Raw genomic sequence first — 24,393 nt, forward strand, 5'->3', positions numbered from 1 at the left:
GGCGACGCCGACCGGGGCGGCGGCGTCGAGCGCGGCGAGGTCGTCGGCGCTGAGCACGACGTCCGCGGCGGCGACGTTCTCCTCCAGGTGCCGACGCTTCTTCGACCCGGGGATCGTGACGACGCCGTCCTGGTGCAGGACCCACGCCAGCGCGAGCTGCGCCGGGGTGACGTCGAGGCGCTCACCGATCGCGCGCAGCTCGTCGACGACGGCCAGGTTCTGCGTCAGGTTCTCGGCGCTGAAGCGCGGGTTGTTGCGGCGGAAGTCGTCGGCGTCGAGGTCGTCGGCCGAGGCGATCTTCCCGGTCAGCGCACCACGACCCAGTGGCGAGTAAGCGACGAACGCGATGCCGAGCTCGCGGGTCGTCTCCAGCACGCCGTTGACCTCGGGGTCGCGCTCGAACAGCGAGTACTCGGTCTGCACCGCCGTGAGCGGATGCACCGCGTGTGCCCGACGGATCGTCTCGGGCGCCGCCTCCGAGATGCCGAGGTAGCGGATCTTGCCGGCGGCGACCTGATCGGACAGCGCGCCGAACGTCTCCTCGATCGGCACGTTCGGGTCGACCCGGTGCACGTAGTACAGGTCGATGACGTCGGTGCCAAGGTTCTGCAGCGAGCGGTCGAGCGCCGTCCGCATGTACTCCGGGCTGCCGTCGACCGGACCGCGCGATCCGTCCTCACCGAGACGCGAGCCGAACTTCGTCGCGATCGCGAACTCGTCCCGTCGTCCGCCGAGCGTGCGCCCGATGAGCTGCTCGTTGATCCACGGCCCGTAGATCTCGGCCGTGTCGATCAGCGTGACTCCCAGGTCGAGCGCCCGGTGCAGCGTCGCGGCCGACTCCTCGTCGTCACGGTCGCCGTAGAACGCCGACATGCCCATCGCGCCAAGGCCCTCGACCGACGCCTCGAGCCCTTGACTTCCCCATGCTGTGGTCCTCATGGATCCAGCATGCTCCGGGCGCCGAAACGACGCGCGGTCAGCGGCGCAGGAGGTAGGCGTCCATGACCCAGCCAGCGTCGGCCTTGGCGTCCGTGCGCGCGGACTCGATCGCCGGGAGCACGTCGGCGACGCGGCCCGAGACGAGGCGCTCCGAGGCGGCCCCGAGGTTGGCGCCCCACCAGATCGTCCAGTCCTCCAGCCCCTCGAGCTCGAGGCGACCCGTCAGGAACACCAGGACGTTGTCGGCGCCGGAGTCGACCGCCTCGCGCAGACGCCGGGCCGTGGTGACCGTGATCGGCTGGCCGACCTCGTGCAGCACGATGCGGTGCCGTGCGGCCAGCAGCTGCAGCGCCGAGATCCCGGGGAGGACATCCCACTCGAAGGCAAGATTGCCCCGAGCCAGCACCCGCTCGACCACCCGGATCGTCGAGTCGTAGAACGCCGGGTCGCCCCACACCAGCAGCACCCCCGCACCCAGATGTGCTGACTTATCCGTCGAATCAGCACCGCGAAATGGCGGATGAGCCAGCACATCTGGTTCGGTCCAGGCGGTGGTGAGGGCGGACTCCCAGGCGGCGGCGCGGGCCTCGTGCCACGTCGAGACGACGGCCTCATAGGCCGACGTGGATGACGTGGCGCCTTCGCTGCGGTCGCGCTCGGGATCCTCGACCTCGACGACCGGGAGCCCGGGGGCGTACCGGTCGAGGATGGCGCGGCGGGCGGCCGCGAGCGGGTCGTCGTCACGCTTGACCGTGACCAGCGCGAACGACGCCGACTGCAGCGCCTCCACGGCCTCGACCGTCAGGTGGGCCGGGTCCCCGAGGCCGATGCCGACGAGGCGGAGACGGAAACCCTGTGGCTGAGGTACCCCTTTCGAGGCTCGTCGTTCCTCCTCGCGCCTCAGGGGGCGGGAGGGTTCGGTGGCGTCAGCCACGGTCCTCGAGGTCGCCCTCGATCTCGAGGTACACGGCCTGCATCGCCGCGACGACCTCCGGGTCCGGCTCGGCCCACAGCCCGCGCTCGGCCGCCTCGCCCAGCTTCTCGACGATGCCGCGCAGCGCCCACGGGTTGGACGTGCGCATGAACTCCTGGGTGTCGGCGTCGAGCACGTACTCCTTCGCGAGCGACTCGTACATCCAGTCGTGCACGACCCCGGCCGTGGCGTCGAAGCCGAACAGGTAGTCGACCGTGGCCGCCAGCTCGAACGCGCCCTTGTAGCCGTGACGCTTCATCGCGCCGATCCAGCGCGGGTTGATCACGCGCGAGCGGAAGACGCGGTTGGTCTCCTCCTGCAGCGTGCGGGTGCGCACCGAGTCGGGCGAGGTCGAGTCACCCACGTACGCCTTCGGGTCGGAGCCCGTCAGCGCGCGGACCGTGGCGACCATGCCGCCGTGGTACTGGAAGTAGTCGTCGGAGTCGGCGATGTCGTGCTCGCGGGTGTCGATGTTCTTCGCCGCGACCTTGATGCGCTTGTACGACGTGCGCATGTCGTCGGCCGCCGGGACGCCCGAGAGGTCACGGCCGTACGCGAAGCCGCCCCACGCCGTGTAGACCTCGGCGAGGTCGGCGTCGTCGCGCCACGTGCCCGACTCGATGACCTGCAGGATGCCCGCGCCGTACGACCCGGGAGCCGAGCCGAAGATGCGCGTGCGGGCCCGGCGCTCGTCGCCGTGCTCGGCCAGGTCGGCCTGCGTGTGGGCGCGGACGAAGTTCTGCTCGGCCGGCTCGTCGAGCGCGGCCACGAGCTGCACCGCGTCGTCGAGCATCGCCACGACGTGCGGGAACGCGTCGCGGAAGAAACCCGAGATGCGCACCGTGACGTCGATGCGCGGACGGCCGAGCTCCTCCAGCGGGACGACCTCGAGGTCGCCGACGCGGCGCGAGGCCTCGTCCCAGACCGGACGGACGCCGAGCAGGGCGAGCACCTCCGCGATGTCGTCGCCGCTCGTGCGCATCGCCGACGTGCCCCAGACCGACAGGCCGACCGAGGTCGGGTACTCACCGGTCTCGTCCAGGTACTTCGCAAGCAGCGACTCGGCCATGGCCTGGCCCGTGCCCCACGCGAGGCGCGACGGGACGGCCCGGGGGTCGACGGTGTAGAAGTTGCGGCCCGTGGGCAGCACGTTGACGAGTCCGCGCAGCGGCGAGCCGGACGGGCCGGCGGGGATGAACCCGCCCTCCAGCGCGTGCAGGATCGCGTCGAGCTCGCCCGCCGTGCCGTCGAGGCGCGGCACGACCTGCGTGGCCGCGAACTCCAGCACGCGCTGCACGCCCGGGTCGTCGTGGAGGCCGGCCGCTGCAGCGGGGTCCCAGCCGGTCGCGGCCAGCGCCTCGACGAGCGAGCGCGCCTGCGCCTCGATCTCGTCGACCACGGTGGTGGCCTCGTTGTCCTTCAGCCCGAGCGCCGACCGGAGACCGGAGACCGCGCCGGCCTCGCCGCCCCACACCTGCTGGGCGCGCAGGACCGCGAGCACCAGGTCGACCTGCACCGAGTCGACCGGCGCCTGGCCGAGCACATGCAGGCCGTCGCGGATCTGGACGTCCTTGATCTCGCAGAGCCAGCCGTCGACGTGCATGATGAAGTCGTCGAACGACTCGTCGTCGGGCTGGGCCTCGAGCCCGAGGTCGCGGTGCATCTCGGCCGCGTGCATCAGGGTCCAGATCTCGCCGCGGATCGCCGGCAGCTTGGCCGGGTCCATCGCGGCGATGTTGCCGTACTCGTCGAGCAGCTGCTCCAGGCGAGCGATGTCGCCGTACGTCTCGGCGCGGGCCATCGGCGGGATCAGGTGGTCGACGATGACGGCGTGCGCGCGCCGCTTGGCCTGCGCGCCCTCGCCCGGGTCGTTGACGAGGAACGGGTAGATCAGCGGGAGGTCGGCGATCGCGGCATCCGTGGCGCACGAGGCCGACAGCGCCGCGTTCTTGCCCGGCAGCCACTCCATCGAGCCGTGCTTGCCGAGGTGCACGACGGCGTGAGCGCCGAAGCCTCCGCGGTCGGGCTGCGCGCGCAGCCAGCGATACGCCGCGAGGTAGTGGTGCGAGGGCGCCATGTCGGGGTCGTGGTAGATCGCGACGGGGTTCTCGCCGAAGCCGCGGGGCGGCTGGATCAGCAGCACGACGTTGCCGGCCTGCAGGGTGGCGAGCACGACGTGGCCGTCGGCGTTCACGAACAGCGTGCCGGGCGCGGCGCCCCAGGCCTCGACGATCTCGTCCTTGAGGTCCTGCGGCAGGTCGGCCGTCCACTCCTCGTACTGCTCGGGGGTGATGCGGACGTGGGACTCGGTGAGCTGGGCGCTCGTGAGCCACTCCTCGTCCTGGCCGCCGGCGTCGATCAGGGTGTGGATCAGCGCGTCGCCGGCTTCGGTGTCGTCGGCCATCGCGATGATGCGCGTGACCTCGTTGTCGCCGCCCAGGTCGTAGCCCGCGTCGGCCATGCGGCGCAGCAGGCGCACGGTCGACACCGGGGTGTCGAGACCGACGGCGTTGCCGACACGGCTGTGCTTGGTGGGGTAGGCCGACAGCATCAGTGCGACGCGACGCTCGGCCACCGGCACGTGCCGCAGCCGCGCGTGGTGCACCGCGATGCGGGCCACGCGGTCGCACCGCTCGGCGTCGGCGACGTAGCGGGGCAGGCCGTCCTCGTCGATCTCCTTGAACGAGAACGGCGCGGTGATGATGCGGCCGTCGAACTCCGGGATCGCGATCTGGTTAGCCGAGTCGAGCGGCGTGACGCCGTCGTCGTTCGCGAGCCACTCCTCGCGGCTCGACGTCAGGCACAGGCCCTGCAGGATCGGGATGTCGAGCGCGGCCATGCGGGCGACGTCCCAGGCCTCGTCGTCGCCGCCGGCCGAGGCCGACGCGGGGGTCGCGCCGCCGGCCGCCAGCACCGTGACGACGAGGGCGTCGAGCGTGCCGAGCGCCTCGTAGAGGTCGTCCGGCGCCGAGCGCAGGGAGCTGGAGAAGACCGGCACGCCGGTCGCCTCGCCCGTCGCGTCGATCGCGTCGGCCAGGGCGTGCGCGAAGTCCTCGTTGCCCGCCGTGTGGTGCGCGCGGTAGAACAGCACGCCCACGCGCGGGAGGTCGGTGGAGGCCTCGGGACGGTCGAGCCAGCCCCAGGCCGGCACCTGCTGCGGCGGCTCGAAGCCCTCGCCGGTCAGCAGGACCGTGTCGGACGCGAACGCGTGCAGCTGCGCGAGGTTGGCCGGGCCGCCCTCGACGAGGTAGCGGTGCGCCTCCGCGGCGACGCCGACCGGGACGGTCGACATCTCCATGAGCTCGGCGTTCGGGGTGAGCTCGCCCCCGAGGACGATCATCGGCTTGCCCGTGGCGCGGATGCGGTCGAAACCGCCACAGAGGTCCTGCGGCGACCCGAGCACACGGGCGATCACGAGGTCGGAGGCCTCGATGGCCTCGGCCATGCCCTGGTGGCCCTCGACCTGGCGGGACGGGTTGGTCCACAGGTAGTCGGCGCCACTGGCGCGGGCCGACAGCAGGTCGGTGTCGGACGTGGACAGCAGCGCGATGCGGGTCATGACGTGCTCCTCCGGGGTTCTCGCCCCATGGATGACTCTCGGGAGGTCCGGTGGTCAGTGTCTGGCTGGGCCGCGAGGCCTCACAGTGGCGGAACCGCCCCGGACTCTCACCGGGTTCCTGCTCCACGCGGACGGTGCGCCCAGGGTATCCGCCACCACGGACGACGGTCGGACCGCCCAGATATGACCACTTTCGGCCCGTCCGGGGGCCTCCGAGTGGGCCCGAAGTGGACACATCTGGGCGGTCACGGGTCGACGAGGAGGTGGGGCTCGCCGGTCTCGGGGTGCGTCACGCGCGTGACCCGGACGCCGAAGACCCGGTGCACCAGGTCGGGGGTCAGGATCTCGTCGGCGGCGCCTGCCGCGGCGATCCCGCCGTCGTGCACGACGACGACGCGGTCGAAGTAGCGGGCCGCGAGACCGAGGTCGTGGATCGCTGCGACGACGGTCAGTCCGAGGTCGCGCACCGTGCGGAGCAGCTCGTGCTGGTGCCGCAGGTCGAGGTGGTTGGTCGGCTCGTCGAGCACCAGGAGCGGCGCCTCCTGGGCCAGCGCCCGCGCCACGAGCACGCGGCGCAGCTCGCCACCGGAGAGCCGGTCGACCGGACGATCGGCGAAGTCCCGCAGCCCGAGACGATCGAGCGCGGACGACGCGTGGTCACCCGAGTCCGTCGACCACGCCGAGCGGTGCGGCACCCGGCCGAGCGAGACCAGCTCGTGCACCAGCAGGTCGGCCGGAGGCACTTCCTGCTGCGAGACGATCGCGATCGCCCGGGCGCGCTCCCGCGCGGGCATCGAGGACAGGGGCTGGCCGTCGAGCAGCACCGTCCCTGCGTGCGGGGCGTCGATCGCGGCGAGCACCCGCAGCAACGTGGACTTGCCGGCGCCGTTGGGTCCGACGATCGCGACCCGCTCCCCCGTCGCGACGTCGAGGTCGACGCCCGCCAGGATCGTCGTGCGTCCGCGGCGGCACTCGAGTCCGTTCGCGCTGAGGTGTGCGGTCATGACTCGCCTCCGAACCGGTAGCGGCGGCGGCCGAGCAGCACCAGGAACACGGGCGCCCCGACCACGCCGGTCACGACGCTGAGCGGGATGTCCTGGGGCGAGGCGAGCGTGCGGGCGGCGACGTCGACCCACACCAGGAAGATCGCCCCCACCAGGGCCGCGACGGGCACCATGCGGCCGTGCAGGGGCCCCACGAGCAGACGCGCCACGTGGGGCACGACCAGGCCGACGAAACCGATGCCGCCGGCCACGGCGACCAGCACCCCGACGAGCAGCGCCTGCAGCACGAAGAGCACGACCCGCAGGCGTACGACCGGCACGCCGAGGCTGGAGGCGACGTCCGGCCCCGCGAGCAGGGCGTCGAGCCATCCCCGCATGAGGAGCAGCACGACCGCCGTCACCGCCACCGCGACGACCGGCAGCAGCAGCTGGTCCCAGGAAGCCCGCGCGAGGCTGCCGAGCAGCCAGAAGAGCACGCTCTGCGCCGCCTGCGGCTCCTCGCTGCGGAACACCAGGTAGCTCGCGACCGCTGAGAAGGCCGAGGCCAGCACCGTGCCCGTCAGCACGAGACGCAGCGGCGTCAGCCCACCCTGGCCCATCGCGATGCCGAAGACCGTGGCGGCCGCGACGACCGCCCCGACCATGGCGCCGACCGACAGGGCCCAGGTCCCGGCCGACGCGAGGACACCCAGCGTGATGACGGCGGTGGCACCCACGCTCGCACCGGACGAGACGCCCAGGAGGTAGGGATCGGCCAACGGGTTGCGCACGAGCGTCTGGACGACCGTGCCCGCGACCGCTAGGCCCGCGCCGACCACGGCGGCCAGCAGCACCCGGGGCGCCCGGATGTTCCACACGATCGTGTCGGAGGTGGCGTCGCTCGGCACGCCCTGGAGCCTCGCCCGCCAGACCTCGACGACCTCCGACCAGGGGATGCTCGTCGAGCCGAGCGCGGTCGCGACCGGCAGGCTCACGGCCAGCACCACGACGCTCACGAGCGTGAGGAGCACGAGCGGCGCGCGCCGGGTGTCAGCCGCCGACATGGGCACCCACCGCCATTCGGGGCGCCGGGGCCCGGTCCGCCTCCGCCTCGTCCCACCGCGCATCGCCCTCGGCCGGGTCGATGTCCGAGCACGCGGTGCAGGCCCGGTGATCGGGCGCCAGACGGATCAGGCAGCACGTGCCGCGGCGGTACCGGAGCGGCAGCCCGGGCCGCACCTGCCAGTCGAGCGGGACCTCGTCCCACGGCCACGCCGGAGCGTCGAGGCAGGCCCGCGCGGCGACCAGCACGTCGGCGCGTCGCGCGGGGTCGGCCGCGTCGTGCACGCGTCGCCACGCGCTCGCGACGGCGCTGCCGGCGTTGCCCCAGGCCACCTTCGGCTTCAGCCGCGAGACCGTGCGCGAGGCCTCGACGACGGGCGTCAGGTGCGCGACCAGGTCGGCGGCCAGCGCCTCGGGCGTCGCGGGGCCGGCCTCGGGAGCGAACCCGCCGACCGCCAGCCCCACCGTGCGGCCCGCCCGCTGGCGGACCGTCAGGTCGACCTCTGCCAGCGGCACGCCGTGCCCGGACGCCACCCACCGACCGACGGTCAGGATCGCGACGCGCCAGGCGTAGCCCTGGAGCGCGCACGAGCCACCGACCACGAGGCTCCCCGAGCCGAGGTCGGTGGCGTAGGCGCGGGCGACGTCGGGCCAGGCCGAGGCCCGGGCGAGGTCGGACGCGGGTCGCCACCCCGGCCCCTCACCCCGCTCGCCGCGACGGACCAAGTACTGGTCCGGGTCCGTCGCGGCGAGGTCGAGCAGGACCGCGTCTTTCGTCACGAGAGGTCGAGCGTGCCCGTGATGTCGGTCTCCGGCAGCAGACCGAGCGCCTCGAGACCGGCGCGGAGCTGCTCGGCGGCCTCGATGTTCGGGTAGCCGCTCGTGAAGAGCACCAGCGGGAGCACGATGATGCGGTCCTCGCGGACGGCCTCGGTGTCCTTCAACGCCGCGTTGGTGCGGATCGTGGTGAGCTTCTCCTTGACCTCGTTCGGGTTGTCGCTGCGGTAGTCCATCACCACGATGACGTCGGGCTCGCTCGTCGCGACCGACTCCCACGAGGCGCGGAACCAGGTCGTGTCCTCGGCGGCGAAGACGTTCTCCGCACCTGCCGCCTCGATGACGCCCTGCGGCGGGCCGTTGCGGCCCGACGTGTAGACGTCCGTCGTGGCACTGTCGAACAGCAGGACCTGCGGCGCGCTGTCGCCCTGCGGGGCGGCCTCGAGCGCCGCGAGACGCTCGTCGAACTCGGCCAGCGCGGCCTCGGCCTCAGCCGTGTTCCCCGTCAGCTCGCCGTAGTTGACGATGTCGGCGCGCACGGCGTCCCACGGGCTCATCGTGCCGAGCTTGGACGCCGGGTCCGCGGGGTCCTGGCGGCAGCTGTCGGAGATGACGTAGGTCGGGACGCCTTGGTCCGCCGCGGCCTCGCGGGTCACGCCTGACGACCCCGAGAACAGGCCGCTGTACGAGCCGATCAGGAGGTCGGGGTCGGCGCCCACGACCGACTCCAGCGAGATGGGGCTCTTGAGCCGGGGCACGTCCGTCACGTCGACGTCGTACAGCTCGTTCAGGATCGCGTCGTTGCCGACCGAGAGCGACATCGCCGCGATCTGGTCGAGCGCACCGACGCGCAGCAGCGTGCCGATGTTGGCGGAGTTGCTGGTCGCGACGATGCGCTCGGCGGTGGCGTCGTAGGACGTCTCCTCGCCGCAGTTCTCGACCGAGACCGGACCGGCAGCGTCCTCGGTCTCGGACTCGGCGGCTCCGCCGCAGGCGGCGAGCAGGAGCACGGCTCCGGCGGTCAGGGCAGCCGCGGCGCGGCGGACGCGGGCAGGGGTCGGCAGGGCCATGGGGCAGTCCGTTCACTCGAGGCTCGAACGCGGAGCCTGTGGGGGTGGGTCCGGGGCGGATGCCCCGCTGCCAGCAGGTCTTCGGACTCGAGATCATCGCGCCGGGACGCCTTCCCAGGCCTTCCGAAGAAGCCCCAGTGGCTGGTGCTCACCGCACCGAGTCCTGGCCCATCACCCTCACCGCTGCGCGTCAGTCCCGGACTCTCACCGGGTTCCCTTGCGCTGGCGATCGCACCGTAGCAGCACCCGCGGGCCAGCCTCAGGCGCTGTGAGCGAGCACACAGTCGCCGCAGTAGCCGCCGCCCGGGAGGCGGTAGTACAGGCAGCACGACCGGCGGACGAACGGCGGGCCGACGTCCGCCGTTCCGGCCAGCAGGCTGTGGTCGAGCAGGCGGCGCAGCAGCGCCCCGGCCGACTCCGAGAGCCGCGGATCGGCCTGCGCCGCCATGCGGGCGGCACCGTGGACGGCGGACGCGACGTTGCCCCAGCCGATCTTCGGCGAGACCCCGTGCTCGGCGTCGAGGCGTCGGACGATCGGGGCGAGCAGCTCGTGGAGCACCACACCGACGTCGGGCTCGACCCAGGCCTCTGCCGCGAGCCGCAGCGGCCCGCCGTCGACCGGTTGCCAGTGCAGCGACCCGGGGGCGGGGGCCTCGACCTGCAGCAGGGCGGCACCGATCACGGGCGACAGCAGGCGGGCGAAGATCCCGAGCGAGAACGTCGACGCCGCGACCCGCTCCTCCACCTCGACGCCGGCCCTGGCGCCGAGGGCCTCGCCGGTCCAGGCCACCCGTTCGGCCAGCGCACCGCCCTCGAGCAGGTCCGCGACCGGGCGCCAGCCCGGGTCCGCCCCGAGGGTCTCCACGACGAAGAACGCCCCGAGGTCGCCCAGCGCCGTCGCACCCATGCCGCAGAACCTAACGCCTCACCCCGTCCGGTAGGTTGCGATCGCCAGCGTGGGGGAACCCGGTGAGAGTCCGGGACTGACGCGCAGCGGTGAGGGTCCAGCACCCGAGTCCGAGTACCTGCCTGGCGCGTCGTCGCGATCGCGACGACACGTCCCCCGGGTCTCGCGCTACGGACCCCCGATGTGAAGGAACGCCATGCGTCCCCACCTGCCTGTGTCCCTGCTGTCCGCTGCGCTCGTGCTGAGCGCCTGCGCCTCGAGCGAGGACGGCGACGCCGGCCCCGTCGCCGAGGGCTATCCCGTGACGGTCGACAACTGCCACGCCGACGTCACCGCCACCGACCGCCCGGAGCGCATCGTCTCGCTCAACCAGGGCTCGACCGAGATCCTGCTGTCGCTCGGCCTCGAGGACCGCATGGTCGGCACCGCCACCTGGACCGACCCGGTCCTGCCGAACCTCGCGCAGGCCAACGAGGGCATCGAGCGCCTCGCCGACAACAACCCCTCGTACGAGGCCGTGCTCGACACCGAACCCGACCTCGTCACCGCGTCGTTCACCGGCACGCTCGCCGAGGGGGGCGTCGCGACGGTCGACGACTTCGCCGAGTACGACATCCCCGCCTACCTCTCGCCCGCCGAGTGCGGCAAGGTCGAGAAGGGCAACACCGACGGCGAGCGCGAGGGCACGCTCGAGATCGACGCGATCTACACCGAGATCCGCGAGCTCGCAGCCCTGACCGACACGGTCGACGAGGGCGAGGCGCTCGTCGCGAGCCTCGAGGAGCGCATGGCCGCGGCCAGCGCGGTGCAGGTCGGCGAGGGCGTCTCGGTCATGTACTGGTTCGCCAACTCCGAGTCGCCGTACATGGCCGGCTGCTGCGGCGGCCCCGGCATCGTGTCGCGCGCCCTCGGCCTCGACAACGTGTTCGTCGACCAGACCGCCGAGTGGCCCCAGATCAACTGGGAGGTCGTCGCGGCCGAGGACCCGGACGTGCTCGTGATCGGCGACCTGACCCGCAAGAGCCAGACCGCCGAGACGGCCGCCGCGAAGGTCGCGTTCCTGGAGTCGAACCCGGTCACGAGCCAGATGACCGCGGTCAAGGAGAAGCGCTACATCTACCTCGCCGGCGCCGAGCTGAACCCGTCGATCCGCACGGTCGACGCGGTCGAGAAGGTCGCGCAGGGTCTGCGGGACCTCGGCCTGGCGAGCTGACCCGGTCGATGAAGCGCCTCGGCGTCCGCGGCACCGCCGCGCTCGCCCCGATCGCCCTCGTGGTGCTGGCCGTGTCGATCGCGGTCGGCACCACGATCGGGCCGTCGGACCTGGGCCCGAGCGACGCGTTCGCGGTGTTCCTCGAGCGCATCGGCGGGCCCGACTCCGGGCTGTCGGCCGTGCGCGAGGGGATCATCTGGGACCTGCGGCTGCCGCGGGCGATCCTCGCCGCGATCTGCGGAGCGGGCCTGGCGCTGTGCGGGGTCGTCCTGCAGTCGTTGCTGCGCAACCCGCTCGCCGACCCGTTCGTGCTGGGCGTCTCGTCCGGCGCCTCGACGGGGGCGGTGCTGGTGGTCGTGACGGGCCTCGGTGCGGGCGCGATCGGGCTGGCCACGGGCGCGTTCCTCGGCTCGATGCTGGCGTTCGGGCTCGTGCTGCTGCTGGGCTTCGTGACCGGCGGCACGACCGACCGCATGATCCTCGCGGGTGTCGCGGCGACGCAGCTGTTCTCGGCGCTGACCTCGTTCATCGTCTACACCGCGGCCGACGCGGAGCAGACCCGCGGCGTGCTGTTCTGGCTCCTCGGCTCGCTCAGCACGGCCTCGTGGACCGACGTCGTGGTGTGCGGCGTCGTCGTGCTGCTGGGTGTCGCGGTGTGCTGGTCGGCGGCCGGGACCCTCGACGCGTTCACGTTCGGTCAGGACGCGGCCGCCTCGCTCGGTGTCTCGGTCGCGAAGGTCCGGCTCCTGCTGCTGGTCATGACGGCGCTGATGACCGCCGTGATCGTCTCGACGTCGGGCGCGATCGGCTTCGTCGGGCTGGTGCTGCCGCACGCGGCCCGCGCCATCGTGGGGGTGCGGCACCGCCTGCTCGTGCCGACCGCGACGATCCTGGGCGCGATCTTCCTCGTGTGGGTCGAGATCGCCTCGCGCGTCGTCATCGCACCGCAGGAGCTGCCGGTCGGCGTCGCCACGGCCCTCGTGGGCGTGCCCGCGTTCGTCGCGATCATGCTGCGCCAGCGCCGGAGGACCCAGGCATGAGTATTCAGACGCGCGGGGCCACGTGGACGACGCGCGGGAAGGTCGTGGTCGACGGCATCTCGATCGCGGTCGAGCCCGGCACGACGGTGGGGCTGCTGGGCCCCAACGGCTCCGGGAAGTCGACGCTGCTGCGCCTGCTCTCGGGGCTGCGCGGCACGACCTCGGGCGTGGTGACGCTCGACGGCACCGACGTCGGCGGGCTCAGCCGGCGCCAGGTCGCGCGCCGGCTCGCCGTGGTCGACCAGGAGTCCACGACCGACGCCGATCCCACGGTCCGTGACGTGATCGGCCTCGGCCGCCTGCCGCACCGCGCGCCGTGGTCGCCGGAGTCGTCGTCCGACCGCGAGGTCGTGCAGCGCTCGGCGGTGGCGATGCGCACCGACCACCTGCTCGACCGGCACTACGCGACGCTCTCCGGCGGCGAGCGGCAGCGCGTGCAGATCGCCCGCGCCCTGGCGCAGGAGCCGACCGAGCTGCTGCTCGACGAGCCGACCAACCACCTCGACGTCCGGCACCAGCTGGAGCTGCTCGAGCTCGTCGTCGCGACGCCGACCACGACCGTCATGGCGCTGCACGACCTCAACCTCGCGGCGGCCTACTGCGACGAGCTCGTCGTGCTCGCCGACGGCCGTGTCCGCGCCTCCGGGACCGCGGCCGCGGTGCTCACACCCGAGCTGCTCGCCGAGGTCTACGGCGTCGAGGCCGTCGTCGAGGACCGCGACGGCACCCTCCACGTCCGCTACCTCCGGGCCCTCCCGTGACCCGCCCCCGGGGCGGTAGGTCAGCCACCTTTGCCCACCCCGCTCGGGTGGGCGGTAGGTCAGCCACCGTTCGGACCCCTCGAGAGGTGGCTCACCTACCGCCCCCTGGGGTGGGGGGAGGTGCGGAGGACAATGTGCGGGTGACCGAACGAGATCGCGCCGACCGCTGCCCCGGGGTGCTGCGGCCGTGGATCGCCGACGACGGCGCCCTCGTGCGGCTGCGCCTGGTCGGCGGGCGCCTGTCGCTCGACGCGCTCGCCCGTCTCGTCGACGTCGCCGCGGAGCACGCCGACGGGCACCTGCACCTGACCAAGCGAGCCAACGTGCAGCTGCGCGCGATCAGCCACGACGAGGGCTGCGTGGACGAGGCGTTCGTCGAGGCCGTCGAGGCCACGGGCCTGCTGCCGAGCCGCACGCACGAGCTCGTGCGGAACGTCATGGTGTCGCCGCTGTCCGGACGCTCCGGCGGCCAGGCCGACCTCCGCCACGCCGCCACGCGCTACGACGCGCTGGTGTGCGACGACCCCGAGCTCGCCGCCCTGTCCGCCCGCTTCCTCGTGGTGCTCGACGACGGCCGCGGCGACCTGGTCGACCGCTCGCTCGACCTCGGCGCGATGGCCGTGTCGCCGGACGCCGCGCAGCTGCGCGTGGGGTCGGACGGATGGGGCGAGGTCGTGCCCGTGGCCGACCTGCCCGAGGCGCTCGTCGCCCTGGCCCACCGCTTCCTCGCGGCCACGACCCCGCCCCCTGAGGTGCGAGGAACGAGCCTCGAAGGGGGTGCCCCGGCCGCGCGACCGTGGCACGTCGACGAGCTGCCCGACGGCGGCGCGACGGTGCTGGGCGCGGCCCACGCACGCGACCTCCGCACGCACGTCACCGCGCTCCCCCTGCCCCACGGCCCCATCCCGCAGGACGACGGCCGGTTCGCCGAGCACGTCGCGGTGCCCGACGGCCGCCTGACCCCCGACCTCGCCGCGCAGGTGATCGCCCGCGCGCATCGCGAGGTCGTCGTGACCCCCTGGCGCAGCCTGCTGCTGCCCGACCTGGAGAACGCATGACCCTGACGCCCCCGACCCGCCGCTACGCCTACGAGGGCAGCGGCTCCGCCATCTACGTCGACTCGTTCGCGACGATTCGCGCCGAGGCCGACCTCTCCGGCATCCCGGCGGACGCCGAGAAGGTCGCGGTGCGGATGATCCACGGCACGGGTCAGACCGACCTCGCCGCCGACCTCGTGATCCACCCGGGGCTGGTCGCCGCGGCGCGCGGCGCGCTGGAGGGCGGCGCTCCGATCCTGACCGACGCTCACATGGTCGCCTCCGGCGTCACGCGCGCCCGACTGCCGAAGGACAACGAGGTCCTCTGCCTGCTCCGCGACGCGCGTGTGCCGGACCTCGCGCGCTCGTGGGGCACGACGCGCTCCGCCGCCGCGGTCTCGCTGTGGGGCACGCGCATGGAGGGCGCGGTCGTCGCGATCGGCAACGCGCCCACCGCGCTGTTCCACCTGCTCGAGCTGATCGCCGAGGGCGCCGCCCCGCCGGCAGCGATCGTCGGCGTGCCGGTCGGGTTCATCGGCGCCGCGGAGTCGAAGGAGGCCCTCGCGGGCTTCGCTGCGGAGACCGGTATCGACGTGCCGTTCGTGACCGTGCGCGGGCGCCGCGGCGGGTCCGCGATGGCCGCCTCGGCGCTCAACGCCCTCGCCCAGGAGCGCGAGTGAGCACGCACGGCGAGGGCGCCGGGCTCCGGGCGGCGATCGAGCACGGCTCCTTCCGCGTCGTGGGCGTGGGCCCCGGCGATCCCGAGCTGATCACGCTCAAGGCCGCCCGGCTCATCGCCGGCGCCGACGTGGTGGCGTACCACCAGGGCGTCGGCAAGTCCTCGAACGCGCGCCGCATCGCGGCCGACCTGCTCCCCGCGGGTGTCGTCGAGGAGGTGCTGGAGTACCCCGTGACGACGGGGCTGACCGACCACCCGGGTGGCTACGACGGGGCGATGACCGACTTCTACGACGACTGCGAGCGGCGCACGCGCGCGCACCTCGAGCAGGGTCGCGACGTCGTGCTGCTGGCCGAGGGCGACCCGCTGTTCTATGGCTCGGCGATGTACCTGCACGACCGGCTGTCAGCGGCGTTCGACACCGCCGTGGTGCCCGGGATCCCGGCGTTCGCCGCAGCCACGGCGGCGGCCGGCGCCCCGCTCGTGCGGCACACCGACGTGCTGACGGTGCTGCCCGGCACGCTCCCGGTTCCCGAGCTCGCGCGGCGGCTGGCCGACACCGACGGCGCGATCATCATGAAGCTCGGTCGACGCTTCCCTGGCGTGCGCGACGCGCTCGAGCAGGCCGGCCGGCTCGAGGGGGCGCTCTACGTCGAGCGGGCCTCGATGGTCGAGCAGCGGTACCTGCCGGTCGCCGACGTCGACCCGGCGACGGTGCCCTACTTCTCGCTGATCATCGTCCCCGGCGACACCAAGCCCCGCGCCCTGACGCGCGACGACGAAGGAGGAGCCTCGAAGGGTGCACCTCACCCACAGGAGGTCCTCGTGATCGGCCTCGGCCCCGGCCCCGACGGGTGGCTCACGCCCGAGGCGTCCGCGGCGCTCGCCGAGGTGGGCCACGTGATCGGCTACGCCCCCTACGTCGACCGGGTGCCGCAGCGCGCCGGGCTGCAGCGCCACTCCTCCGGCAACACCGTCGAGGTCGACCGGGCGCGCCACGCGCTCGACCTGGCGCTCGCGGGCGAGAAGGTCGCGGTCGTGTCCGGCGGCGACGCGGGCGTGTTCGGGATGGCGTCGGCGGTGTTCGAGGCGGCGGAGTCGCCCGAGTACGCGGCGGTCGCGGTGCGCGTGCTGCCGGGCGTCTCGGCGGTGCAGGCCGTCGCCGCCCGCGCGGGCGCTCCGGTCGGCGCGGACTTCGCGGTCGTGAGCCTGTCCGACCGGCTCAAGCCGTGGGAGGTCGTCGAGAAGCGCGTGCGCGCGATCGCCGAGGCCGACCTCGTGATGGCGGTCTACAACCCGCGGTCGCGCAGCCGCACGACCCAGGTCGCCGACCTGCGAAAAATCCTCCTGGAGCACCGTGCGCCCGAGACCGTCGTGGTCGTCGGCCGCGACGTCGGCCGGGCCGAGGAGTCCCTGGCCGTCACGACGCTCGCCGACCTCGACCCGGAGTCGATCGACATGAAGTGCCTCCTGATCGTCGGCGCCTCCTCGACCCGCGTCACCCCCTCCGGCCGCGTCTGGACCCCCCGCTTCGTCACCTGACCCCGTGCCGTTCCCCGCCCCTCGAGGTGCGACGAGGAACGAGGAGCCGTTCCCCGCCCCTTGAGGTGCGACGAGGAACGAGGAGCCTCGAAAGGGGTACCGCCGCCCGGATCGCGAGCATGGCTCCTCGCGGTGCGGCCACCGCCAGGGCGGAAACTCACTCGCCGCGGGGCGGAAACTCACTCGCGGAGGGGCGGGAATCCACTCGCGAGCGGTCGTCCAGGGGCTCAGGGTCGGGGGGACTTGAGGGAGCGGTCGCGGGTGGGGGCGTAGAGGTAGGACTCGCCCGCGCGGACGTCCTCGGCGAGGGCGCGGCCGACGAGGATCACCGCGGCCTGCCGCAGGCCCGCGGCCTCGACCTGGTCGGCGATGTCGGCCAGCGTGCCGCGCAGCACGAGCTGGTCCGGCCGCGAGGCGTTCGCGACGACGACGACCGGGCAGTCGGCGCCGTGGTGCTCGGCCAGCTCGGCCGCCAGCACGCGCGTCCGCGTGATCGCCAGGTGCAGGCACAGCGTCGCTCCCGTGGCCGCGAAGGCCGCCAGCGACTCCCCGTCCGGCATCACGGTCGACCGCGCCTGCGTGCGCGTGAGCACGACCGACTGCACCAGCTCGGGCACCGTGAGCTCGGCCGCCACCGTGGCGGCCGCAGCGGCGTACGCCGGCACCCCGGGCGTGACGTCCCACGGCACGCCGTGCGCGTCGAGCCGGCGCCCCTGCTCGTGCACGGCGGAGTACAGCGACGGGTCGCCCGAGCACAGCCGCACGACGTCGAGCCCCGCCTCGTGCGCGCCGACGAGCTCGGCCGTGATGCGGTCGAGGTCGAGGTCCTGCGTGTCGACGAGACGCACACCCTCGCGACAGTGCGAGAGCACCTCGGCGTCGAGGTACGTGCCCGCGTAGACCACGACGTCGGCTTCCCGCAGCATCGCGGCGGCCCGCAGCGTCAGCAGGTCCGCGGCACCCGGGCCGGCTCCCACGAAGTGCACGGTCACGACACGGTCTCCTTCGGCGACTTGGTCACGGCCCACTGCACGACGGCGCGCGCGGGCGTCCATCCGGTGAACGTCCCGATCGGCTGGGCCGTCTCGACCGAGACCCGCGTGAGCTCTCCGCCCAGGCGAGCGGCCCAGTCGACCACGACCCGCTCGGTCTCGAGCGTCACGGCGTGCACGACGAGGCGACCACCGGGACGCAGCGCCTCCCACGCCGCCTCGAGCACGCCGTCGCGCGTGGCTCCACCGCCGACGAAGACGGCGTCCGGCGTCGGCAGGTCGACGAGCGCGTCGGGTGCACGGCCCTGGACGACCCCCAGGTCCGGCACGCCCAGCCGCATCGCGTTGCGCGCGATGCGGACGACCCGGTCGGGATGGGACTCGACGGCCACCGTGCGGCAGGTCGGGTGCGCGCGCATCCACTCGATGCCGACCGACCCCGCGCCGGCCCCGACGTCCCACAGCAGGGCACCCGGCGTGGGGGCCAGGCGCGCGAGGGCGGAGGCGCGCAGGTCGCGCTTGGTGATCTGGCCGTCGTGGTCGAAGGCGTCGTCCGGCAGGCCCGCGACCCAGCCGAGGCCAGCCACCGCAGGCCGGCCCACGACCTCGATCGCGAGCACGTGCAGCGTCGGGACCGCGTGGTCCCAGTCGGCGGCGACGCCCTCGACGCGGGACTCGTCCGCACCGCCCAGGTGCCCGAGCGCCGTGAGGCGGCTGGCGCCCAGGCCACGCTCGACCAGGGCGCGGGCGACCGCACCCGGCGTCGTCGCGTCGGCGCTCAGCAGCAGGATCCGGTGGCCGGGCGCGGCGTGGCGCGGCAGCTCCCCCGCGTGGCGCAGCACGGTGGCGGCCTCGGCCGGCCAGCCCATGCGCGCCCGGGCGAGCGCGACCGACGAGACCGCCGGGTGCACCACCAGGCGGTCGGCCGGCACGAAGTCCTGCAGCGTCGTGCCGATGCCGGCGACGTACGGATCCCCCGAGGCGAGCACGACGACGCGGCGTCCGTCCCAGGCCTCGACGAGCCCGGGCAGCGCGTCGCGCAGGGGCGACGGCCAGGCCATGCGCTCGGCCGCGACGCGGTCCGGCAGCATCGCCAGGTGCCGCTCGCCGCCCACGACGACGTCGGCCTCGACGACCAGCGCCTGCAGCGACGCCGGCACCCCGTCCCACCCGTCGGCACCGACGCCGACGACGTGCACTCCGCCGCGCACCGGGGTCTCAGCCATGGGCGCGAGGCTAACGCGACCGGGAGGACGCGCTAGCCTGACCCCGATCAGAACGGCCCGAGGTGCCCCACGACGACCACGTGGTCAGGGGAGAATCGGGAAGCCGGTGAAAGTCCGGCACAGGGCCCGCTGCGGTGACCTGGGCATCACGACCCAGGAAGTCCGAAGACCGGCCTCGGGCCGCTCCACTGCACGCAACCTCACGGCACTGAGAGCGGGAGCCCCACATGCCACGTCAGTACCCCTTCACGGCCGTCGTCGGATCCGACGACATGGCCCTGGCCCTCGTCCTCGCGACGATCTCGCCGTCGATCGGCGGCGTGCTCGTGCGCGGCGAGAAGGGCACAGCGAAGTCGACGATGGTGCGCGCGCTCGCCGCGGTGCTGCCGCCGATCGACGTCGTGGCGGGCGACCGCTTCTCGTCCGACCCGCGCGACGCGAACCCGCTCTCGCCCGACGGGCCCTTCGGCCCGGAGCCGGAGGTCGAGACCCGGCCCGTGCGCCTCGTCGAGCTGCCCGTCGGCGCCTCCGAGGACCGCGTGCTCGGCTCGCTGCACCTGCAGAAGGCGCTCAGCGAGGGCGTCACGGAGTACGAGCCGGGCCTGCTGGCCAAGGCGCACCGCGGGATCCTCTACGTCGACGAGGTCAACCTGCTCCACGACCACCTCGTCGACCTGCTGCTCGACGCCGCGGCGATGGGCCGCAGCACGGTCGAGCGCGACGGCGTCTCGGTCGAGCACGCGGCGCGCTTCGTGCTGATCGGGACGATGAACCCCGAGGAGGGCGAGCTGCGCCCGCAGCTGCTGGACCGGTTCGGCCTGACGGTCGACGTCGCCGCCCCGCGCGACCCCCAGCTGCGCGCCGAGGTCACCCGCCGCCGGCTCGCGTTCGACTCCGCTCCCGAGACCTTCGCCGCGCGCTTCGCCGCCGAGGAGGCGTCGCTGACCGAGCGCCTCTCGGCCGCGCAGGACCTGCTCGAGCAGGTGCTGCTGACCGACGACGACCTGGTGCGCATCGCCGAGATCTGCGCGGCCTTCGACGTCGACGGCATGCGCGCCGACATCGTCACGGCGCGCGCGGCGGTGGCCCACGCCGCCTGGCAGGGCCGCACGCACGTCACGACCGAGGACATCCGCGTGGCCGCCCGCCTCGCGCTGCCGCACCGGCGTCGCCGCAACCCCTTCGACGCCCCGGGCATCGACCAGCAGCAGCTCGACGACCTGCTGGGCGACGACGAGCCCGAGCCGCCGACCGACGGGCCGGACGACGAGGGTCCCGACGACGACGGGCCTGACGGCGAGGGTCCGACGCCCAGCGGCCCCGACGGCGGCAGCGACGCCACCCCGGACGACGGCCCCGGCGAGACCGGCCCTCCCCCGCCCGCCGGCGGCTCCGGCGAGCAGCAGGCGCCGGGCTCCGGCACCACCACGACCGCCCAGGCCGGCGAGCCGTCGCGCGCCCGCCTGTTCACGGTCGACGGGCTGGGCACGGGCGAGGCCGGACGCCGGTCGCGCGCCCTCACCTCGAACGGCCGCCGCGTCGGCGCCCGCCGCCCCGAGGGCTCGGGCGGCCGGCTCGACCTCCCGCAGACCCTCTGGGCCGCCGCCCCGCACCAGGCGTCGCGGCGTGAGGCGGCAACCCCTTCGACGCTCGTTCGTCGCACCTCGGGGCCCGATGGATTTCCGCCCCCTGAGGTGCGACGAGGAACGAGGAGCCTCGAAGGGGAAACCTCCGCCCCGCGGGTCCGGCTCGCTCCCGCGGACCTGCGGGTCGCGATCACCGAGGGCCGCGAGTCGAACCTCGTGCTGTTCTGCGTCGACGCCTCCGGCTCGATGGCCGCCCGCAAGCGCATGGAGCAGGTCAAGACCGCGATCCTCTCGCTGCTGCTCGACGTCTACCAGCGCCGCGACAAGGTCGGCCTCGTGACCTTCCGCGGCGACGCGGCCGAGCTCGCCCTGCCGCCGACCGGCTCGATCGACATCGCCGCACGCCGCCTCGACGACCTCCCCGCCGGCGGCCGCACGCCCCTGGCCGAGGGCCTCCTGCAGGTCGTCGAGACGCTGCGCATCGAGCGCGTCCGCGACCCCCGCCGTCGCCCGCTGCTGGTGCTGGTGACCGACGGCCGCGCGACGCACGGGGCCGACCCCGTCGGCCGCTCGCAGCAGGCCGCCGCGCTGCTCGGCGGCGTCGAGACCGTCGTCGTCGACTGCGAGAGCGGCCGCATGAGCCTGGGCCTGGCCCGCCGGCTGGCCGAGGTCATGGACGCGACCTACCTGCCCCTGGCGGAGGTCACGGCCGACGCCCTCACGACCGTCGTGCGGGAGGTGGCCTGATGCCCCAGGGCGAGCCGCTGACCGTCCCCGACGACGGCCTCACGACCAAGCAGCGCCGCAACCGGCCGCTGCTGATGGTCAACACCGGCGACGGCAAGGGCAAGTCGACGTCCGCCTTCGGCCTGGCCCTGCGCGGCTGGAACCAGGGCTGGGACATCGGCGTGTTCCAGTTCGTGAAGTCGGCCAAGTGGCGCATCGGCGAGCAGACCGTGCTCGAGCGCCTCGGCGAGCTGCACACGCAGACCGGCGAGGGCGGTCCGGTCGAGTGGCACAAGATGGGCTCCGGCTGGTCGTGGTCGCGCAAGCAGGGCACCGAGACCGACCACGAGGCCGAGGCCGCGGAGGGCTGGGGCGAGGTCAAGCGTCGCCTCGCCGAGCAGAAGCACACGCTCTACGTGCTCGACGAGTTCACGTACCTGATGGAGCGCGGCTGGGTCGACGTCGACGACGTCGTCACGACGCTGCGCGACCGCCCGGGTCATCAGCACGTCATGATCACGGGCCGCCGCGCCCACCCCGCACTGCGCGAGATCGCCGACCTGGTGACCGAGATGCAGCACGAGAAGCACCCCTTCGACCGCGGCCAGAAGGGTCAGAGGGGCATCGAGTGGTGACCTCGCTTCCCCGGTTCGTCGTGGCTGCTCCTGCCAGCGGTCACGGCAAGACGACGGTCGCGACCGGGCTGATGGCGGCCCTGGCCGCCTCCGGCCACGTCGTCAGCGGCCACAAGGTCGGCCCCGACTACATCGACCCCGGCTACCACTCGCTCGCGACCGGCCGCCCCGGCCGCAACCTCGACCCGCACCTCGTCGGCGAGCAGCGGCTGGCGCCCCTCCTCCGTCACGGCGCGCGCGGTGCGAACCTCGCCGTGATCGAGGGCGTCATGGGGCTGTACGACGGGCAGATCGGCGGCGAGGGGTTCGCCTCCACCGCGCACGTCGCGGCGATCACCCGCTCCCCCGTGGTCCTCGTCGTCGACATCTCCTCGGCCTCGCGCACGATCGGCGCGATGGTGCACGGCCTGGCCAGCTTCGACCCCGCGGTGCGCATCGCGGGGGTGATCCTCAACAAGGCCGGCTCCCAGCGCCACGCCGACGAGGTCCGCCGCTCGATCGAGCCGCTCGGTCTGCCGGTCCTCGGCGTGCTGTCGCGCGACGACGGCATCGTCGCCCCCTCGCGGCACCTCGGTCTGGTGCCCGCGCAGGAGCGCGACGAGGCGGCGCAGGCGCTGGACCGGCTCGCGACCCAGGTCGCCGAGCGCATCGACCTCACCGCCGTCGTCGAGATCGCCCGCTCGGCGTCCGACCTCGACGCCGACCCCTGGGACCCCGCCGACCACGTCACCCCGGTCGCGGGCGCGCCGGTCGTGGCCGTCGCCGGTGGACGCGCCTTCACGTTCACGTACGCCGAGACCACCGAGCTGCTCGAGGCCGCGGGCTGCCGGGTCGAGGTCTTCGACCCCCTCAGCGACACCGAGCTGCCCGCCGGCACCCGCGCGCTGTACCTGGGCGGCGGCTTCCCCGAGGTCCACGCCGCAGGCCTGACCGGCAACACCGCCCTGCGCGAACAGCTGCGCCAGGCCGTGGCCGACGGCGTCCCGACCGTCGCCGAGTGCGCCGGGCTCCTGTACCTGTGCCAGAGCGTCGACGACGTCCCGATGATCGGGGCGCTCGAGGCCAGCGCCGAGATGACGCCTCGCCTCACGCTCGCGTACCGCACCGCGATCGCCGGCGAGGACACCCTCCTGACCCGCGCGGGCGAGCGGTTCACGGCCCACGAGTTCCACCGCACGCACGTCACGCCCGTGCACGGCGCCGTGCCGGCGTGGATCGAGCGGGGTGAGCACGTCGGCTTCGCCGGCCCCGCTCTGCACGCCTCCTACCTGCACACCCACTGGGCCGGTGCGCCGCGCCTCGCACAGCGTCTCGCCGAGGCCGCCGCAGCCGCGACGCCGCTCTCGCCCCCTGTCATCCGGCCGCACGCAGCGAGCACCTCGGCGCACGAGCCGGTCCCCGCGCGGCACGACCGCACCCCGGACCTCGGCTGGCACGGCGACGCCGAGCTGGCCGACGGACTCGTCGACCTCGCGGTCAACGTCACCGACGAGCCGCTGCCCCGCTGGCTGGCCGAGGCCCTGCAGGAGTCGATGACGCACATCGCCTCCTACCCCGACCCCACGACGGCCGAGAAGGCCGTCGCCCGCCGCCACGGGCGCGCGCCCGCCGAGGTGCTGGCGACCTCCGGGGCAGCCGAGGCGTTCACGCTGATCGCCCGCGCCCGCGCCTGGCGTCATCCCGTCGTGGTGCACCCGCAGTTCACCGAGCCCGACGTCGCCCTGGCCGCGGCCGGCCACGCCGTGCACCACGTCGTGACGCGCGCCGAGAACGGCTTCCGGCTCGACCCCGACGCCGTGCCCGAGGCGGCCGACCTCGTGGTCGTGGGCAACCCCACCAACCCGACGTCGGTCCTGCACCCCGCAGCGGACCTGCGGCGCCTGCTCCGTCCAGGCCGCGTCGTCGTGGTCGACGAGGCGTTCATGGACGCCGTGCCCGGCGAGCGCGCGAGCCTCACGTCGGTGCCGATGCCGGGCCTGGTCGTCCTGCGCAGCCTGACGAAGCTCTGGGGCCTGCCCGGCGTCCGCGCCGGCTACGTCGTGGGCGACGGCGAGGTCGTCGCCGACCTGCGCCGCCAGCAGCCGCCGTGGTCGGTCTCGACCGCGGCCCTCGCGGTGCTGACCGCGACGGCCGGCGACGAGGCGACCGCCGAGGCCGAGCGACGGGCCCGCCTCGTCACGACGCAGCGCGCGGTCCTGGTGGACGGACTGACCGAGCTCGGCATCCCCGTCGTGACGCCCGCCGCCTCGTTCGTGCTGGCCCGCCCGGGCACCGGCACGCACGCGCGGCTCCGCGCCGCCGGGTTCGCGGTGCGCCGCGCCGACACGTTCCCCGGGCTCGACGACTCCTGGGTGCGCATCGCGGTGCGCAAGCCCTCGACGACCCGCTCCCTCCTCTCGACCTGGCGGTCCCTGACATGACGGGCTCGTCTGCCGCCCAGGGCCCGGCACCCCTGCTGCGGCGAACGCTGGTGACCTCGGGCGACGCCCGGGCCGCGGCACACGTCGAGGCAATGCTCCGCGCGGGCCACACCGTCACGGTGGTCGCTCCCGAGGTGTGCGGCTCGATCGAGGACTGGCACGCCCGCGGCCTGCTCACGTGGCACGCACGCGACCTGACCCTCGACGACGTCCGCGCCGTCGACACGGTCTGGAACGCACCGGCCGACGACGCTCCAGCCGCCCCC

The 24,393-nt window shown here is 74.0% G+C and carries 18 protein-coding genes, 2 pseudogenes and 4 riboswitches; of the genes and pseudogenes, 10 read left to right on the forward strand and 10 right to left on the reverse strand.

Translation table 11 applies throughout. The features are described from left to right. The 8 genes and pseudogenes from ABD127_RS11970 to ABD127_RS12005 all read right to left on the reverse strand — a co-directional run. Nucleotides 1-939, reverse strand: a pseudogene (locus ABD127_RS11970) (aldo/keto reductase); the annotation flags it as partial. A 37-nt stretch (nucleotides 940-976) separates the two neighbouring features. Further along, complete coding sequence (locus ABD127_RS11975; RefSeq protein WP_344202617.1) at nucleotides 977-1,843, reverse strand: precorrin 6A synthase; 867 nt, start codon at nucleotides 1,841-1,843, stop codon at nucleotides 977-979. Between the two features lie 22 nt (nucleotides 1,844-1,865). Next, entirely contained in the window at nucleotides 1,866-5,471 is a 3,606-nt protein-coding gene (locus tag ABD127_RS11980; protein WP_344201723.1) for a cobaltochelatase subunit CobN, read from the reverse strand. Nucleotides 5,472-5,521: 50 nt separating this feature from the next. After that, nucleotides 5,522-5,630, reverse strand: a riboswitch (cobalamin riboswitch). 86 nt (nucleotides 5,631-5,716) lie between these two features. After that, nucleotides 5,717-6,475: an ABC transporter ATP-binding protein gene (locus ABD127_RS11985; protein ID WP_344201726.1), complete on the reverse strand. Its 759-nt coding sequence runs from the start codon at nucleotides 6,473-6,475 to the stop codon at nucleotides 5,717-5,719. Continuing rightward, on the reverse strand, nucleotides 6,472-7,518 hold the full coding sequence (locus tag ABD127_RS11990) for a FecCD family ABC transporter permease (protein WP_344201729.1): 1,047 nt from the start codon (nucleotides 7,516-7,518) through the stop codon (nucleotides 6,472-6,474). The genes ABD127_RS11985 and ABD127_RS11990 overlap by 4 nt, the downstream gene beginning before the upstream one ends. Next, entirely contained in the window at nucleotides 7,505-8,296 is a 792-nt protein-coding gene (locus tag ABD127_RS11995) for a hypothetical protein (RefSeq protein WP_344201732.1), read from the reverse strand. Before ABD127_RS11995 ends, ABD127_RS11990 begins: the two co-directional genes overlap by 14 nt. After that, nucleotides 8,293-9,363 carry an ABC transporter substrate-binding protein gene (locus ABD127_RS12000; RefSeq protein ID WP_344201735.1) on the reverse strand — a complete coding sequence of 357 codons (1,071 nt, stop codon included), beginning with the start codon at nucleotides 9,361-9,363 and terminating at the stop codon, nucleotides 8,293-8,295. Before ABD127_RS12000 ends, ABD127_RS11995 begins: the two co-directional genes overlap by 4 nt. A gap of 55 nt (nucleotides 9,364-9,418) precedes the next feature. After that, nucleotides 9,419-9,605: riboswitch (cobalamin riboswitch) on the reverse strand. 17 nt (nucleotides 9,606-9,622) lie between these two features. Beyond that, nucleotides 9,623-10,270: a (2Fe-2S)-binding protein gene (locus tag ABD127_RS12005; protein WP_344201738.1), complete on the reverse strand. Its 648-nt coding sequence runs from the start codon at nucleotides 10,268-10,270 to the stop codon at nucleotides 9,623-9,625. Between the two features lie 11 nt (nucleotides 10,271-10,281). Continuing rightward, nucleotides 10,282-10,410: riboswitch (cobalamin riboswitch) on the forward strand. 56 nt (nucleotides 10,411-10,466) lie between these two features. Here ABD127_RS12005 and ABD127_RS12010 point away from each other — a divergent pair. From ABD127_RS12010 to cobJ, 6 genes are all read left to right on the forward strand, one after another. Beyond that, entirely contained in the window at nucleotides 10,467-11,483 is a 1,017-nt protein-coding gene (locus ABD127_RS12010; RefSeq protein ID WP_344201740.1) for an ABC transporter substrate-binding protein, read from the forward strand. An 8-nt stretch (nucleotides 11,484-11,491) separates the two neighbouring features. Continuing rightward, on the forward strand, nucleotides 11,492-12,523 hold the full coding sequence (locus tag ABD127_RS12015; RefSeq protein ID WP_344201742.1) for a FecCD family ABC transporter permease: 1,032 nt from the start codon (nucleotides 11,492-11,494) through the stop codon (nucleotides 12,521-12,523). Next, the gene (locus ABD127_RS12020; protein WP_344201744.1) at nucleotides 12,520-13,284 is read left to right on the forward strand and encodes an ABC transporter ATP-binding protein; all 765 of its coding nucleotides are present in this window, start codon (nucleotides 12,520-12,522) and stop codon (nucleotides 13,282-13,284) included. The genes ABD127_RS12015 and ABD127_RS12020 overlap by 4 nt, the downstream gene beginning before the upstream one ends. Nucleotides 13,285-13,424: 140 nt before the next feature. Continuing rightward, entirely contained in the window at nucleotides 13,425-14,342 is a 918-nt protein-coding gene (locus ABD127_RS12025; protein ID WP_344201746.1) for a nitrite reductase, read from the forward strand. Next, the gene (locus tag ABD127_RS12030; protein ID WP_344201749.1) at nucleotides 14,339-15,001 is read left to right on the forward strand and encodes a precorrin-8X methylmutase; all 663 of its coding nucleotides are present in this window, start codon (nucleotides 14,339-14,341) and stop codon (nucleotides 14,999-15,001) included. Before ABD127_RS12025 ends, ABD127_RS12030 begins: the two co-directional genes overlap by 4 nt. Then, complete coding sequence (gene cobJ / locus ABD127_RS12035) at nucleotides 14,998-16,542, forward strand: precorrin-3B C(17)-methyltransferase (RefSeq protein WP_344201752.1); 1,545 nt, start codon at nucleotides 14,998-15,000, stop codon at nucleotides 16,540-16,542. Before ABD127_RS12030 ends, cobJ begins: the two co-directional genes overlap by 4 nt. Before the next feature lie 227 nt (nucleotides 16,543-16,769). Here the strand turns inward: cobJ and cobM are convergent, their stop codons facing one another. Next, nucleotides 16,770-17,534 carry a precorrin-4 C(11)-methyltransferase gene (cobM, locus tag ABD127_RS12040; RefSeq protein ID WP_344201754.1) on the reverse strand — a complete coding sequence of 255 codons (765 nt, stop codon included), beginning with the start codon at nucleotides 17,532-17,534 and terminating at the stop codon, nucleotides 16,770-16,772. Beyond that, nucleotides 17,531-18,760 (reverse strand): precorrin-6y C5,15-methyltransferase (decarboxylating) subunit CbiE, encoded by a 1,230-nt coding sequence (gene cbiE / locus ABD127_RS12045; protein ID WP_344201756.1) that lies wholly within the window; start codon nucleotides 18,758-18,760, stop codon nucleotides 17,531-17,533. Before cbiE ends, cobM begins: the two co-directional genes overlap by 4 nt. A gap of 43 nt (nucleotides 18,761-18,803) precedes the next feature. After that, nucleotides 18,804-18,952, forward strand: a riboswitch (cobalamin riboswitch). 35 nt (nucleotides 18,953-18,987) lie between these two features. On the opposite strand from cbiE, the gene ABD127_RS12050 reads away from it, so the two are divergent. The 4 genes and pseudogenes from ABD127_RS12050 to ABD127_RS12065 form a co-directional block, all read left to right on the forward strand. Then, a complete protein-coding gene (locus ABD127_RS12050) occupies nucleotides 18,988-21,093 on the forward strand; it encodes a VWA domain-containing protein (RefSeq protein ID WP_344201759.1) in 2,106 nt (701 codons plus the stop codon). Beyond that, nucleotides 21,093-21,707: a cob(I)yrinic acid a,c-diamide adenosyltransferase gene (gene cobO, locus ABD127_RS12055; RefSeq protein WP_344201762.1), complete on the forward strand. Its 615-nt coding sequence runs from the start codon at nucleotides 21,093-21,095 to the stop codon at nucleotides 21,705-21,707. Before ABD127_RS12050 ends, cobO begins: the two co-directional genes overlap by 1 nt. Then, the gene (gene cobBC, locus ABD127_RS12060; protein ID WP_344201764.1) at nucleotides 21,701-24,127 is read left to right on the forward strand and encodes a bifunctional hydrogenobyrinic acid a,c-diamide synthase/histidinol phosphate aminotransferase CobBC; all 2,427 of its coding nucleotides are present in this window, start codon (nucleotides 21,701-21,703) and stop codon (nucleotides 24,125-24,127) included. Before cobO ends, cobBC begins: the two co-directional genes overlap by 7 nt. Beyond that, nucleotides 24,124-24,369 (forward strand): annotated as a pseudogene (locus ABD127_RS12065) (NAD(P)-dependent oxidoreductase); the annotation flags it as partial. The gene cobBC and the pseudogene ABD127_RS12065, both read left to right, overlap by 4 nt. Between the last annotated feature and the right edge of the window lie 24 nt (nucleotides 24,370-24,393).

It is taken from the genome of Aeromicrobium alkaliterrae (assembly GCF_039529015.1).
Lineage (GTDB): Bacteria > Actinomycetota > Actinomycetes > Propionibacteriales > Nocardioidaceae > Aeromicrobium > Aeromicrobium alkaliterrae.

Excerpts from the sequence above, each read along its gene's own strand:
- ABD127_RS11980 (WP_344201723.1), bottom strand. The coding sequence starts at position 5,471 with ATGACCCGCATCGCGCTGCTGTCCACGTCCGACACCGACCTGCTGTCG.
- ABD127_RS11985 (WP_344201726.1), bottom strand. The coding sequence starts at position 6,475 with ATGACCGCACACCTCAGCGCGAACGGACTCGAGTGCCGCCGCGGACGC.
- ABD127_RS11990 (WP_344201729.1), bottom strand. The coding sequence starts at position 7,518 with ATGTCGGCGGCTGACACCCGGCGCGCGCCGCTCGTGCTCCTCACGCTC.
- ABD127_RS12000 (WP_344201735.1), bottom strand. The coding sequence starts at position 9,363 with ATGGCCCTGCCGACCCCTGCCCGCGTCCGCCGCGCCGCGGCTGCCCTG.
- ABD127_RS12005 (WP_344201738.1), bottom strand. The coding sequence starts at position 10,270 with ATGGGTGCGACGGCGCTGGGCGACCTCGGGGCGTTCTTCGTCGTGGAG.
- ABD127_RS12010 (WP_344201740.1), top strand. The coding sequence starts at position 10,467 with ATGCGTCCCCACCTGCCTGTGTCCCTGCTGTCCGCTGCGCTCGTGCTG.
- ABD127_RS12015 (WP_344201742.1), top strand. The coding sequence starts at position 11,492 with ATGAAGCGCCTCGGCGTCCGCGGCACCGCCGCGCTCGCCCCGATCGCC.
- ABD127_RS12020 (WP_344201744.1), top strand. The coding sequence starts at position 12,520 with ATGAGTATTCAGACGCGCGGGGCCACGTGGACGACGCGCGGGAAGGTC.
- ABD127_RS12030 (WP_344201749.1), top strand. The coding sequence starts at position 14,339 with ATGACCCTGACGCCCCCGACCCGCCGCTACGCCTACGAGGGCAGCGGC.
- cbiE (WP_344201756.1), bottom strand. The coding sequence starts at position 18,760 with ATGGCTGAGACCCCGGTGCGCGGCGGAGTGCACGTCGTCGGCGTCGGT.
- ABD127_RS12050 (WP_344201759.1), top strand. The coding sequence starts at position 18,988 with ATGCCACGTCAGTACCCCTTCACGGCCGTCGTCGGATCCGACGACATG.
- cobO (WP_344201762.1), top strand. The coding sequence starts at position 21,093 with ATGCCCCAGGGCGAGCCGCTGACCGTCCCCGACGACGGCCTCACGACC.